This window comes from Lentzea albida (assembly GCF_900111005.1).
Classification (GTDB): domain Bacteria; phylum Actinomycetota; class Actinomycetes; order Mycobacteriales; family Pseudonocardiaceae; genus Lentzea; species Lentzea albida.
This window is the reverse complement of the sequence record NZ_FOFV01000016.1, coordinates 73,627-85,446: the sequence shown is the minus strand read 5'-3', so window position 1 is coordinate 85,446 and position 11,820 is coordinate 73,627. Positions and strand designations below refer to the sequence as shown.

The following is an 11,820-nucleotide window of genomic DNA, read 5'->3' as shown; positions in this document are numbered from 1 at the left end:
GCCACCGCCCCCAGCCGCACCCCTAGTTGCGCCGCTGCGTCACCCACGTCGCGATCTGCGCCCGGGACGTGAACCCCAGCTTCTGCAGGATCCGCTCCACGTGCCCCTCCGCGGTCCGCCGCGCGATCACCAGCCGCGCCGCGATCTCCTTGTTCGACATCCCACCCGCGATCAGGTCGGCGACCTGCTGCTCCCGCCGCGTCAACGGCGTCAGCGCCACCACGGGCGCCGCCTCCCGCTCCTGCTCCTCCCCGATGGCGAACGCGATGGCGTCCTCCAGTTCGAGGTCCATGCCCTTGCGGAACACCGAGCGGAACTCCTGCTCGCCGAGCGCGGACACCACCGCCGACTCGCACTCGCCGTGCGGCGCGCCGAAGTACCGCGACCCGAACATGGGATAGCCGACCGACTGCCAGATCTCGCTGGTGGCGCCGAGCAACGTCGCCGCGCGGCCCGCGTTGCCCTGGGAGGCGGAGATCCAGGCCAGGATCTCGATCGAGAGCACGATGCCCAGCAGGTCGTGGAACGTGCGCTTGATCCGCAGGCACTCGCGGCCGAGCCGGTCGGCGCCCGCCAGGTCGCCGCTCACCCACGCGCACAGGGCCAGCACCCAGATCGCGTACGCCTGCGCCCACTGCTCGCCGTGCTCCTCACCGACGGCCTTGGCCTCGACGCAGAGTCGTTCGGCGGCGGCGAAGTCGTGCCGGAACGTCGCCGAGATCGCCAGTTCGATGCCCGCGAGCATGGTGTGGCTGTTGACGGTGCCCTGGCCGCGGTACAGGCGCATGGCCTCCTCGAACATGCCGTCCGCGAGGTCGAGGTCGTCGCCGACCAGGTGGGTGCAGGCGATGCGGTGGGTGGAGTAGGCGAGCGCGGAGGCGTCCCCGGACTCGACGGCGTAGCCGCGGCACTCGTCCAGCATCGCGGTCGCCGCGGTCAGGTCGCCCTGCAGCGTCGCGACGTAGCCGTTGACCCACAACGCCTTGGCGCGCAGCGGGCCGGGTTTCGCCCTCGCCACCGCGCGGTCGAGCCAGTGGCGGCCCTCGCCGAGCATGCCGCAGCCCGCCCAGTAGAACCACAGCGTGCTCGCCAGGTGCACGCAGTGGTCGCCGTCGCTGTCGAAGCAGAAGTCCAGGGCGCACCGCAGGTTTCCCTGCTCCAGGCGGGTGAGCCGGAAGATGTGCGGCTGGGCCGGGCCGAACCACTCCTGTTCCCGCCGCTCCGCCCAGTCGATGTAGTGGTCGCGGTGCCGTTCCCGCAGGACCTGTTCGCGTCCGGCGGCGCGCAGCTTCTCGAGGCCGTACTGGCGCAACGGCTCCAGCAGCCGGAACCGCGTGCCGGACGGGTGCTTCTCCGACACCACGACGGACTTGTCGACCAGGCCCATCAGCGAGTGCAGGACCTGCTCGGGCGCGACGCCGTCACCGGAGCAGACCCGTTCCGCGGCCTCCAGGTCGAACGTGCCGGCGAACACCGACGCCCGCGCCCACAGGATCTGCTCCGGCAGCGTGCACAGGTGGAAGCTCCAGTCCACCGCGGCGTGCAGCGTCTGGTGGCGGGGGTCGCCGCCGCGCTTGCCGTCCCCGAGGACCCGGAAGGTGTTGTCCAATCTGGACAACAGGTGGTCGAGGTTCAACACGCGCAGGCGCACCGCGGCCAGTTCGATGGCCAGCGGGATACCGGCGAGCAGCGCGCAGATCTGACCGACCTCGTCGTGGTTGCCCTCGTCGAGGACGAACCCGGGCTCGACGGCGGCGGCCCGTTCGGCGAACAGCGCCAGCGCCGGGTCGGGCGGCAGGGGCGCGACCTGCCAGAGGTGTTCACCGTCGACGCCGAGGCGTTCCCTGCTCGTCGCGAGCACGCGTACACCGGGGGCACCGCGCAGCACCGCGTCCACGAGGTCGGCGGCCGCCGCGACGACGTGCTCGCAGTTGTCCAGGACCATCAGCACCTGCCGGTCGCGCAGGTGTTCCACCAGGACGGTGCGGTGCATCCGGACCGTGTCGTCGTGCACGCCCAGCTGCTCCAGGACCGTGTGCACGACCAGTTCCGGGTCGGTGACGCCGCCCAGGTCGACGACCCACACCCCGTCGCGGAACGCCCTGCTCGTGCCGGCGGCGGCGCGCAACGCCAGCCGCGTCTTGCCCACCCCGCCGACACCCGTCAGGGTGACGAGGCGCGACTCGGACAGCAGCCTCCTGACCTCGGCGACGTCGTGCTTGCGGTCGACGAAAGTAGTTGTGTCGGCAGGCAAATTGCCTTTGCGACCTGGGGAAAGCGAACCGCCCACAGCGGCACCCTAGGTCGGCCCGATCTCCCGCTGCAACGCGGTCCCCCGGAGGTACCAACGGCGAAAGACGGGTAGTTACCCCCTAGGGCGCACGCGCCCGCGTCCAGAGACTTGGAGGATTGGGGGGAGGCGCCTTGCGTGAGGGGACGGGATCATGGCCGGTGACAGCCTCGAGGTCGACGTCCGCGAGCTGAACGGCGTGCTCGTCGTCCGGTTCAGCGGACGGCTCGACTGGGCGACGTACATGCGGGTGCAGGACGTGCTGCTCGACTGCGCCACCAAGGAGCTCGTCGGCGTGGTGGTGGAGCTCGACGAACTGGTCGCCGAGTCCCCCGCGCTGCTCGTCGTCTTCGACGTCGTGTGGTTGTCCGCGGCACGCTGGCCGGGCATCTCGCTGAGCCTCGTCGTGAGCGACCACCGGCTGCGGTCCACGCTGGAGTCGCGCGGGCTGCCCCGGCACATCCCGATGCACACGACGACGTCGGCCGCGGTGGCCGCCGTGGTGCGACACAGGCACGAGGACAGGGTCGACGCGCCGCTGCCGTCGTGCCGCTGCCTGCCGCACGTGGCCGAGCGGATCACCGAACGCGCCTGCGAGCGGTGGGGCGTCCAGTCGATGCTCGACGTCGCGCCGCAGATCGCCGTCGAGCTCGTGTCGCACATAGAGGACAACAGCCCTCTCTCGCTGCTGCTGCGCATGCGTGGCGACAAGTTGTCCGTTGCCGTGCGCACGACCGCACGCTTCGACCTCAGGCAGTGGCACATCATGCGGCGCAACATCGCGTCCATCGCCGTCTGCAACTTCACCATGGGCGAGACGCCGGCCGGAGGCGGGCGGCACATCATCTGGGCGTTGCTCGACGTGCCGGAGGACAGCCACCGGCCCCCGAGCTACCTCCCGGAGGCCGCCGTCTTCACCCGCCAGGCTTAAGTCATCCGGGTCGTTCTACTGAGCGTGCATGGCCGCGATGCTGGTGCGGCACGCCCGCACCACTTGGCGGTTCGCCGCGGTGTCCGGCGTGCCGGTGCCGCACTCCGGACACGAGAGGTGCGCCGTCGTCTCGTCCACGAACACCTCGAGAGGGCGTCGGCACGGACGGCACCAGCGGTGCCCGGTCAGCGGGACGACGTGGGCCGGAGAGGCCACGCAGAGGTGCAACCAGCAGCGATGCAGGCCGCACGTCACCCTGGCGTGGGGGTCGAGGCCGAGCTCCTCGGCAAGGTCCTCTGCGCTCAGCACCGCAGTGAGAGTCGTGTCCTCGGCTTCGGAGGAGGTCACCAGCCGCAAGTGGGCGCGTCGCCTCATAACCAAGAATCTTGCGCCGTCAACTTGTTGCCGCATACCCGGATTAATACCTGTTGAATCACAGCTTGCATTCGATTCCGCGCCGCACAGGACGACTTCACCCCGAGTCGCCGACGGCCTACGCTCGGGTACCACCGGCGTAGAGGGGTGCCCTCATGGCGGATCCCGCGTACTTCCCTCCACCCCACTCCTCGCGCATCGGAATCAGCGACGTGGAGCAACTGGAGGCGCAGACCCGTTCCCTGCGGTCCGTGGACTACCAGCACGGAGGCGGGGCGTGCCGTGACGCCGTCGTCGTGCGGATCTACTGGGCGCAGCAGCTGCTGGCGGCCGAGGCCTCCGACTCGGTGCGGGCGCGGCTGCTGTCCGCCGTCGCGGACCTGCACAACCTGGCCGGGTGGACGTCGTTCGACAGCGGCCAGGTCGGGGCGGCGTACCACCATTTCGACCGCGCGCTGGATTTCGCGCGTCACGACGAAGATCTGACGACCAACATCGTTTACAGACGTGGGCGCGTGCATCTTCATCACGGTGCACCGGGTGATGCGCTGGCGTATTTCCAGAGGGGCGCCTTCGCGCCGTTGGCGTCGAGCATCATGTATGTGAACGAGGCGTGGGCGTACGCGCGTCAGGACCGTTCGGTCGAGGCGTTGCGTGCGCTGGGCAGGGCGCAGGACTCGTTCGCGTCGGCCGACCGGACGCACGTGCCGGACTGGGCGCGGTTCCACGACGAGACCGACCTCACCGCGATGGCCGGCACCGTCCACGCGGAGCTCGGCGACACCCGGCAGGCGATCCCGGCACTGGTGTCGGCGATCACGGCCTGGGGTCCGGAGATGGCGCGCAGCGGGGCGTTCTGCCTGATCTCGCTGGCCTCGTGCCACTTCCTCGACGGCGACGTCGACGAGGGGCGGTCCGTCGGGATGCGGGCGGTGAACGCGGCGGAGGAGCTGCGGTCGGAACGGGTGTGGGACCGGCTGCGGCCGATGCTGCGGGCGGCGGCCTCGCACGGCGTCGCCCTGCGCTGACCCGCCCGGCGTTGATCTTTGCAGAACCCGAACATTCGGCGGACCGTCCTCTGATCGTGGGCGGTCATCGTTCTGTGCCATGAACATTTCGCGAATCGGTGGGCTCGTGGCGGGGATGCTGCTGCTGGGCGCGGGGACCGCGTCGGCGCAGGAACCGATCACGATCAGCCCGGAGAAGGTGCAGAAGATCTGCTCGCAGCGGGTGCCGCGGGTGGAGGCGAAGGTCAAGGCGCTGACCGACAAGATCAACGGTGGCCCGGAGACCCTGGGCTCGAAGAAGTGGATCGAGCAGAAGGCCGCCGACGCCCGCAAGAACGGCAACACGGCGCGTGCGGACGTGTTGGACGCGCGGCTCAAGCTCCGCGACGCGCAGCTCGTGAAGCTGGCCAAGGCCGGCGAGCGCGTCGCGAAGTTCAAGACCGAGCACTGCGGGTCCAAGTGAGGTGGGTCGCCGCTCTCGTGCTGCTGGTGTCGCTGACGGCGTGCCGGAGCGAGGAGCCGTCACCGGACCTCGATGATGTGGAGTCGACGCTGAACAGCATCGAGTCGGATCTCAACCAGCCGGGGTGAACGCGTGGAACGTGGCCTGGTGCTCGTCGTGGAGGACGAACCGGCGATCGCCGAACTCGTCGCGCTGTACCTGCGGCGCGACGGCTTCGGCGTGCACCTGGAGTCCTCGGGGGACGCGGCACTGGCCGCGGTCCGCTCGCTCTCGCCGGTGGCGGTCGTGCTGGACGTCGGCCTGCCCGTGCTGAACGGCATCGAGGTGTGCCGCGCGATGCGCGCCGCCGGCGACTGGACGCCGGTGCTGTTCGTGACGGCTCGCGACGACGAGGTGGACCGCCTGCTCGGGCTGGAACTGGGCGCCGACGACTACATCACGAAGCCGTTCAGCCCGCGCGAACTCGCTCTACGCGTCCGCACGGTCCTGCGCCGCTCCTCAGGTCCCGTGTCGGACGTTCTGCAGGTGGGTTCCGTCCGGCTCGACGTGGGCGAACGGCGTGCTTTCGCCGATGGTGCCGAGGTGGCCTTGACGTCAACGGAGTTCGGATTGCTCTCCTACCTGATGAAGAACCCGCGCCAGGTGTTCTCGCGAGAGCAGCTGTTGTCTGCCGTGTGGGGCTACTCCTCCGTGGCCGGCACACGGACCGTTGACGTCCACATCGCCCAGCTGCGCGCGAAGTTCGGTGCGTTGAGTCCGATCCGGACGGTGCGCGGCGTCGGCTACTCGGCGGACGCGCCGTGAACCTCACCGCCCGGATCGCGTTGGTCTGCCTCGGAGTCGCGTTCGTCGCCGTGCTCGTCGCCGGCTTCGTGTCGACCCGCCTCGTCCTGTCGACCTCTCAGCAGGTGAGCCGCGAGTTCCTGCGCTCCCAGGCCGACGTCGTGGCGGGCCAGATCTCGAACAACCGCGTCGAGCAGATCCTGGAGGGCCAGGACATCGCGATCGTCCGCATCACCGCCGCGGGCGACGTGACGGGCGACGACCGGGCCGCCGTCCGCGCGGTCCGTTCCGTCGACTACCGGTCCGTGCTGTCGGGATCGGCCGTGTCCGGGGTGAGCGGCCGCCTGAACGTGGAGGCCCGCCCGTCGGGTGCGGGCGGCTTCGCCCTGGTCCAGCAGACGGAGACGAGCGGCTCCTACCGCAAGCTGGTCCGCAACATCCTCTTCGCCCTCGGCATCGGCCTCGTCGTGGCCGCCGTGGCGGGCTTCGCGCTGGGCTCGTTCCTGTCCCGCCCGATCCGCCGGGCCGCCTCCGTGGCCCACTCGATGAGCACGGGCCGCCGCGACCTCCGCGTCCCGATCTCGCGCACCTCCGAGCTCGCCGAGGTGGGCCACGCGGTCAACTCGCTCGCGGACGCGTTGCAGCGCAGCGAATCCCGCCAACGCGACTTCCTGCTCTCGGTCTCCCACGAGCTGCGCACACCCCTGACCGCCGTCACGGGCTTCGCCGAATCGCTGGCGGACGGCGTCGTCTCCGGCGACCAGGTCGCCCCGGTCGGCACCGTGATCCTGGACGAGGCCAGGCGCCTCGACCGGCTGGTCACCGACCTGCTCGACCTGGCCCGTCTCGGCGCCGACGACTTCCGCCTGGACATGGCACCGGTGGCCCTGGAACCGGTCGTCCGCTCGGCCGCCGAGGTGTGGCACGCCCGCTGCCACGCCCGCGGGGTCGCGTTCTCGCTGCAGGTGTCCGCTTCCCCGGTGGTGCACGCCGACGCGCGGCGGTTGAGGCAGGTCATCGACGGCCTGATGGAGAACGCCCTGCGCGTCACCCCCGCCGGCCGCCCGGTCGTGCTCGCCCTGTCGTCGGCGCTGGAGGTGCGCGACGGCGGCCCCGGCCTGGCTCCCGAGGACTACGCCGTGGCGTTCGACCGCGGGGTGCTGCACGCGCGGTACCAGGACTCGCGGCCGGTCGGGACCGGGGTGGGGCTCGCGCTGGTGCACGGGCTGGTGACGCGGATGGGCGGGACGATCGTGGCGGGGCCCGCGGCGGAGGGCGGGGCGGCGTTCACCGTGACGCTGCGGCCGGGGCCTGAATAGCCGGGACGGCGTGCTCGGTCACTTCGACTGCGGCAGCTTGACCTTCTTCTTCGCGCCCGGCGCGGACGGCGGCGGCACCACGGGCCCGATGTCCCCGTCCGGCGCCTCGTCCAGGTCCACGATCACCGGCGCGTGGTCGCTCGGCCCGGTCCCCTTGCGCGCGTGCCGGTCGATCCACGCGGCCTTCGTCCGCGGCGCGACGGAGTCCGACGCGAGGACCAGGTCGATCCGCATGCCGAGGTCGCGGTGGAACATGCCGGCCCGGTAGTCCCAGTAGCTGAAGACCCGCTCGTCCGGCCACCGCTCGCGCACGACGTCGTGGAACCCCAACGCCTCGATGGCCTGCAACGCGGCGCGTTCGGGTTCGGTGACGTGGGTGTGGCCGATGTACGCGGCCGGGTCGAACACGTCGGCGTCGGTCGGGGCGATGTTGATGTCGCCGCACACCAACGCGTCCGCAGGTCCCGCTTCCAGCACGTCGCGCAGGGCCGCGAGCCATTCGAGCTTGTACTTGTAGTGGTCCGAGTCGGGCTCACGGCCGTTGGGGACGTACAGCGAGTGGACGCGCACGCCGCCGCACGTCGCGGCGACAGCGCGTGCCTCGACGTGCGGGTAACCCGGTGCGCCTGCAATGCCGACGGCGACGTCTTCGAGGCCCACCCGAGAAAGGATCGCCACGCCGTTCCACTGCGTCTCCCCGAACAGCGCGACCTCGTAGCCGCGTTCCGCCAGCGGTTCCCCGAGCAGCGCGGTGAAGGCGTCATCGGCCAGCTTGGTCTCCTGCAGGCAGACCACGTCCGGCCGCCTCTGGTCCAGCCACGGCAGGAGCCTCGGCACGCGCTGCTTGACGGAGTTCACGTTCCAGGTCGCCACTCGCACCCGTCCCACCGTAGTCACCGGGGCTCGAGCTCGCATCGAGGCGAACGCAGACCGCGTGCCGCCACCCACGCGACGACGGGCATCAGCACCAGGGACAACAGGCCCCACTGGAGGTTCGTGGCGCCCGCGACGGCGCCCACCACCGGTGAGCCCAGGCCGCCGACGCTGACCGCGAGTCCCAGCGTGACGCCGCCGGCGGTGCCGAGCCGGTTCGGCAGGTAGTCCTGGCCGAGAGTGACGTGCAGCGAGAACGGCACGTACAGCGACACGGCCGTGAGCGCCACCATCACGTACACGGCGGGACCGGGCACCAACGCGACGCCCGCGACAGCGGGGATCGCGACCGCGTAGGACACCCGCAGCACGCGGACGCGTCCGAACCGCCCGGCCAGCACGCCGCCGAGCAGCGTGCTCGCGGCACCGGCCCCGAACAGCACGACCAGCGCCGCCGCACCGGCCGCCGGACCACCGCCGACGCGCGAGGTCACCCAGAGCGCGAGGAACGTGCCGAGCCCGAACGTCACCACCGACCGCGCGATGATCACCACGGTCAGCCTGCTGAACTGACCCCAGTCGTCGGTGCCGGCCCGCACCCCGGCCGCGCTCCCGGCGCTGTGCACCCCGCGCAGCGCCACCGTCGTGCACGCGCCTCCCACCAGCGCGGGAACGGCGAGCAGCGGACTCCACGCGAGCCCGCCGAACGCCAGCACCGGCGTCACGAGCACCGGCCCCAGCGCGAACCCGACGTTGCCCCCGACCGAGAACCAGCTCATGCCGACGTGGCTGTCCCGGGCGACGCGGCGCGCGAGGCGGGCCGCCTCCGGGTGGTAGGCGGCGACGCCGAGGCCGGACAGCGCGATCGCGAGCCACGTCAGCACGTACGAGTCGCTCAGCCCGGCGAGCCCGACGCCCACCCCCGCGAGCGTCATGCCGAGCGGCACCAGCCACGGCATCGGCCGCCGGTCCGTCAGCCACCCGAACAACGGCTGCACGACCGACGACAGCAGCGTCGCGGCGACCGTGATGCCGGCGACCGCTAGGTAGCCGTACCCCCGTTCCAGCACGAGGAAGGGCACGAGGGCCGGCACCGCGCCCTGGTACAGGTCGTCGACGGCGTGCCCGGCGACCAGGACCGCCATCCGCCCGCGAGAGTGCTCCACGTCTTGATCGTGGCCCCGCCGCCGCGTTCGCGATTCCGATATTCTGCCGATGTATGTCGAATTCACGCCATCTGCCCGCGGCCCCGACCACGAGCCGCGACCTGGCCGCCGCCGACGGAGTCAGCGCGCACTGGCACGACGAGCACCAGATCGTCTACGCCAGTCGCGGCGTCGTGGCCGTGCACACGGAGGCGTCACGCTGGATCGCGCCCGCGCACCGTGCGTTGTGGATCCCGTCCGGCGCCGTGCACTCGCACCGCGCGTACGGCGTCACACGGCTGCACTTCCTCGGGCTCACGCAGAATCCGCTGAAGCTCCACGAGCCGACGGCGCTCGCAGTTTCCCCTCTGCTGCGTGAGCTGCTGATCGCCTACACGGAGCTCGACGACCGAGAAACCCCTGCGGGCAAACGAATGCGCTCAGTCCTGCTGGACCAGCTCATCACCGCGTCCGAACGACCGGTGCGCGTCCCCGCCGCCCACGATCCCCGGCTCGCGGCGGTGTGCGCGGTGCTCGAGACCGACCCCTCGGACGCACGCGGTCTCGAAGCGCTGGGCCGCGCCGCCGGCGCCAGCAGCAGGACGCTGACCAGGCTGTTCCGCGACGAGATGGGCATGACGTTCCCCCAGTGGCGCACGCAGCTTCGGCTCTACCACGCCCTGCGCCTGCTCGCGGAGGGCCAGTCCGTCACGAGCGTGGCCCTGCGGTGCGGGTTCGCCACCACCAGCGCGTTCATCGACGTGTTCCGCCGCTCGCTCGGCCACACCCCCGGCTCGTACCTCTAGAACACCGAGAACACCTCCTCAGCACGGTCCCGCCGCACGAACATCTGCCACGCGACGTCCGCGACGGCGTCGGGGTCGAGCGTCCGCACCTCCCCGAACCGCTCGGGGTCCGCCCGCACGGCCCGGTGGATGTCGCCGCGTTCGACGAGACCACCGATGGTCAGCGTGCCCGCGTACACGCCCTTCTCGGCAAGCGCCGCGTGGAGCGTCACCGCGTAGTTCCTCAGCGCCGCACCGGAAAGGGCCAACGCACCGAGCATCGGCATCGGCCGCACCGCGCTCAGCCCACCGGCGAACAGCAGGCCGCCACCGCGTTCGACCACCCCCGCCAGCACGTGCTGGACGACGTCGACAGCCGGGTAGAGCCACTCCAGGGCGGCACGCGCGTCCGCGGACGTCGTCGCCGTGATGTCCTCCGGCGCCTCGCTCAGATCCGTCGCGCCAGGCCCGTAGTACACGACATCGACCGGTCCGATCGAGTCCAAAGTGGACAACAAACGTGTCCGATCCCGCACGTCCACCGCGAACGCCTCGGCCTTCACCCCCGCCCCGGCCAGCTCCGCCAGATAACCCTCGTGCCGCGTCGCACCGCGGGAGACCAGCGCGACGTCATACCCCTCACGCCCGAACCGGTGCGCGATCGACATGCCGAGCCCAGGTCCGACCCCGAGCACAACCGCCTTGCGAGACATGGGTTCCACCCTCCGCACGCTAATTCGAGGCAACCCTCGACTTACGTCCGCCGACGCTACCACAGAAATCGAGGGCACCCTCGACTTAACCGCCGAGTAGGATCCCCCGCATGGTCACCGCGTCGAGGCCCCTGCGTGCGGACGCGGCACGCAACCGGGACAAGCTGCTGGCAGCGGCCGCGGAACTGTTCGCGGAACGCGGCCTCGACGTGCCCCTGGAACACATCGCCCGGCACGCGGAAGTCAGCATCGGCACGCTGTACAAGCACTTCCCGACCCGCGACGACTTCGTGGCGCAGATCTTCCCGCAGCGCCTGGCCGCGCTGGACGTCATCGGCGAGAAGGCCCTGGCCGAACCGGACCCGTGGCAGGCCTTCGCCGGCTACCTGGAAGACCTCTACGCCTTGCAGGCCGAGGACCGGGGCCTGAACGACGTGCTCGTCCGCGACCTGCCGAACGCCCCCGAGGTGGTCTCGGCCTGCCACCGCGGCGCGGGCCACGCGGGCACCCTGATCGACCGCGCCCTGGCGGCCGGCGTGCTGCGCGCCGACTACTCGATCGCCGACCTGGCCACGCTCACCAGGGCGATGGCCCAGGTCATCCGCGACTCCCCCGACGAGTGGCGGCGCTTCCTGTCGATCTACGTGGAAGGCCTGCGCGCGTAGCGGTTCAATCGACGAGCTTGACGTCCATTCGCACCCGACTTTGACGACGTCGTTCTCGGCGGTGACGGGAAGAACGACGGAACATCGCGCGAGGTAAGTGTTTTCGTCCTGCCGCCCTGACTGTCGTCACGACCGGCGGTTTCGCCCTCGTGGCGGCGTCCTCCCTGGCCACCGCGCGGGGTACCGTCCTGCTCGTCACCGGCACCGAGGTCGTCGGCTTGCCCGACCCGACGCCGATCTCCTTCAGCACGTTGACCCCCGTCAGCGTGTGCACGGCGGTCAAGATGGCCAGAACGCCACCGACCGTGCCGATGATGACGTTCCAGTTCTTGCATTCCGGCTCGCTGTCGGAATCCGGGACATAGGTGGGGCCCCGGACATGTCCAGTCCGGGGCCCCGTTTGTCCGCCCATTTGCGCACACCAGCGACGTTTAAGAGGCCGGATCAGTCCTTAGGTCGCCGCGCTCTTCC

At 70.9% G+C, this 11,820-nt stretch carries 14 protein-coding genes; 9 read left to right on the top strand and 5 right to left on the bottom strand.

Going from position 1 to position 11,820, the window contains the following annotated elements; genetic code table 11:
• Positions 1-22 precede the first annotated feature (22 nt).
• Positions 23-2,254, bottom strand: coding sequence for an ATP-binding protein (locus tag BMY74_RS32685; RefSeq protein WP_177230032.1), 2,232 nt, complete (start codon positions 2,252-2,254; stop codon positions 23-25).
• A gap of 190 nt (positions 2,255-2,444) precedes the next feature.
• On the opposite strand from BMY74_RS32685, the gene BMY74_RS32680 reads away from it, so the two are divergent.
• A complete protein-coding gene (locus tag BMY74_RS32680; RefSeq protein WP_089922364.1) occupies positions 2,445-3,221 on the top strand; it encodes an STAS domain-containing protein in 777 nt (258 codons plus the stop codon).
• 15 nt (positions 3,222-3,236) lie between these two features.
• Here the strand turns inward: BMY74_RS32680 and BMY74_RS32675 are convergent, their stop codons facing one another.
• Positions 3,237-3,530, bottom strand: coding sequence for a hypothetical protein (locus tag BMY74_RS32675; protein ID WP_245786485.1), 294 nt, complete (start codon positions 3,528-3,530; stop codon positions 3,237-3,239).
• Between the two features lie 221 nt (positions 3,531-3,751).
• Between BMY74_RS32675 and BMY74_RS32670 the strand changes: the two genes are divergently transcribed.
• The 5 genes from BMY74_RS32670 (at position 3,752) to BMY74_RS32655 (ending at position 7,168) form a co-directional block, all read left to right on the top strand.
• Positions 3,752-4,624: an NsdA family TPR-like regulatory protein gene (locus BMY74_RS32670; protein WP_143091786.1), complete on the top strand. Its 873-nt coding sequence runs from the start codon at positions 3,752-3,754 to the stop codon at positions 4,622-4,624.
• Positions 4,625-4,703: 79 nt separating this feature from the next.
• Complete coding sequence (locus BMY74_RS32665; RefSeq protein WP_143091785.1) at positions 4,704-5,066, top strand: hypothetical protein; 363 nt, start codon at positions 4,704-4,706, stop codon at positions 5,064-5,066.
• On the top strand, positions 5,063-5,194 hold the full coding sequence (locus BMY74_RS46715) for a hypothetical protein (protein WP_256557243.1): 132 nt from the start codon (positions 5,063-5,065) through the stop codon (positions 5,192-5,194). Before BMY74_RS32665 ends, BMY74_RS46715 begins: the two co-directional genes overlap by 4 nt.
• A gap of 4 nt (positions 5,195-5,198) precedes the next feature.
• A complete protein-coding gene (locus tag BMY74_RS32660; RefSeq protein WP_245786484.1) occupies positions 5,199-5,870 on the top strand; it encodes a response regulator transcription factor in 672 nt (223 codons plus the stop codon).
• Positions 5,867-7,168 (top strand): HAMP domain-containing sensor histidine kinase, encoded by a 1,302-nt coding sequence (locus BMY74_RS32655; protein WP_089922360.1) that lies wholly within the window; start codon positions 5,867-5,869, stop codon positions 7,166-7,168. The genes BMY74_RS32660 and BMY74_RS32655 overlap by 4 nt, the downstream gene beginning before the upstream one ends.
• 18 nt (positions 7,169-7,186) lie before the next feature.
• On the opposite strand, the gene BMY74_RS32650 is transcribed toward BMY74_RS32655, so the two are convergent.
• Together BMY74_RS32650 and BMY74_RS32645 are read right to left on the bottom strand one after the other, a co-directional pair.
• A complete protein-coding gene (locus tag BMY74_RS32650) occupies positions 7,187-8,056 on the bottom strand; it encodes an exodeoxyribonuclease III (protein ID WP_245786483.1) in 870 nt (289 codons plus the stop codon).
• Between the two features lie 5 nt (positions 8,057-8,061).
• Positions 8,062-9,207: an MFS transporter gene (locus BMY74_RS32645; RefSeq protein WP_245786482.1), complete on the bottom strand. Its 1,146-nt coding sequence runs from the start codon at positions 9,205-9,207 to the stop codon at positions 8,062-8,064.
• A gap of 53 nt (positions 9,208-9,260) precedes the next feature.
• Here BMY74_RS32645 and BMY74_RS32640 point away from each other — a divergent pair, with 53 nt between their 5' ends.
• Positions 9,261-9,992 carry an AraC family transcriptional regulator gene (locus BMY74_RS32640; protein ID WP_089922358.1) on the top strand — a complete coding sequence of 244 codons (732 nt, stop codon included), beginning with the start codon at positions 9,261-9,263 and terminating at the stop codon, positions 9,990-9,992.
• Here BMY74_RS32640 and BMY74_RS32635 read toward each other — a convergent pair.
• Entirely contained in the window at positions 9,989-10,684 is a 696-nt protein-coding gene (locus BMY74_RS32635; RefSeq protein WP_089922357.1) for an SDR family NAD(P)-dependent oxidoreductase, read from the bottom strand. The genes BMY74_RS32640 and BMY74_RS32635 overlap by 4 nt on opposite strands.
• Before the next feature lie 110 nt (positions 10,685-10,794).
• Between BMY74_RS32635 and BMY74_RS32630 the strand changes: the two genes are divergently transcribed.
• Entirely contained in the window at positions 10,795-11,349 is a 555-nt protein-coding gene (locus BMY74_RS32630; RefSeq protein ID WP_089922356.1) for a TetR/AcrR family transcriptional regulator, read from the top strand.
• A gap of 149 nt (positions 11,350-11,498) precedes the next feature.
• Complete coding sequence (locus tag BMY74_RS32625; RefSeq protein WP_089922355.1) at positions 11,499-11,714, top strand: hypothetical protein; 216 nt, start codon at positions 11,499-11,501, stop codon at positions 11,712-11,714.
• The last annotated feature ends 106 nt before the right edge of the window (positions 11,715-11,820 follow it).

Excerpts from the sequence above, each read along its gene's own strand:
- BMY74_RS32630 (WP_089922356.1), top strand. The coding sequence starts at position 10,795 with ATGGTCACCGCGTCGAGGCCCCTGCGTGCGGACGCGGCACGCAACCGG.
- BMY74_RS32640 (WP_089922358.1), top strand. The coding sequence starts at position 9,261 with ATGTCGAATTCACGCCATCTGCCCGCGGCCCCGACCACGAGCCGCGAC.
- BMY74_RS32670 (WP_143091786.1), top strand. The coding sequence starts at position 3,752 with ATGGCGGATCCCGCGTACTTCCCTCCACCCCACTCCTCGCGCATCGGA.
- BMY74_RS32635 (WP_089922357.1), bottom strand. The coding sequence starts at position 10,684 with ATGTCTCGCAAGGCGGTTGTGCTCGGGGTCGGACCTGGGCTCGGCATG.
- BMY74_RS32680 (WP_089922364.1), top strand. The coding sequence starts at position 2,445 with ATGGCCGGTGACAGCCTCGAGGTCGACGTCCGCGAGCTGAACGGCGTG.
- BMY74_RS32665 (WP_143091785.1), top strand. The coding sequence starts at position 4,704 with ATGAACATTTCGCGAATCGGTGGGCTCGTGGCGGGGATGCTGCTGCTG.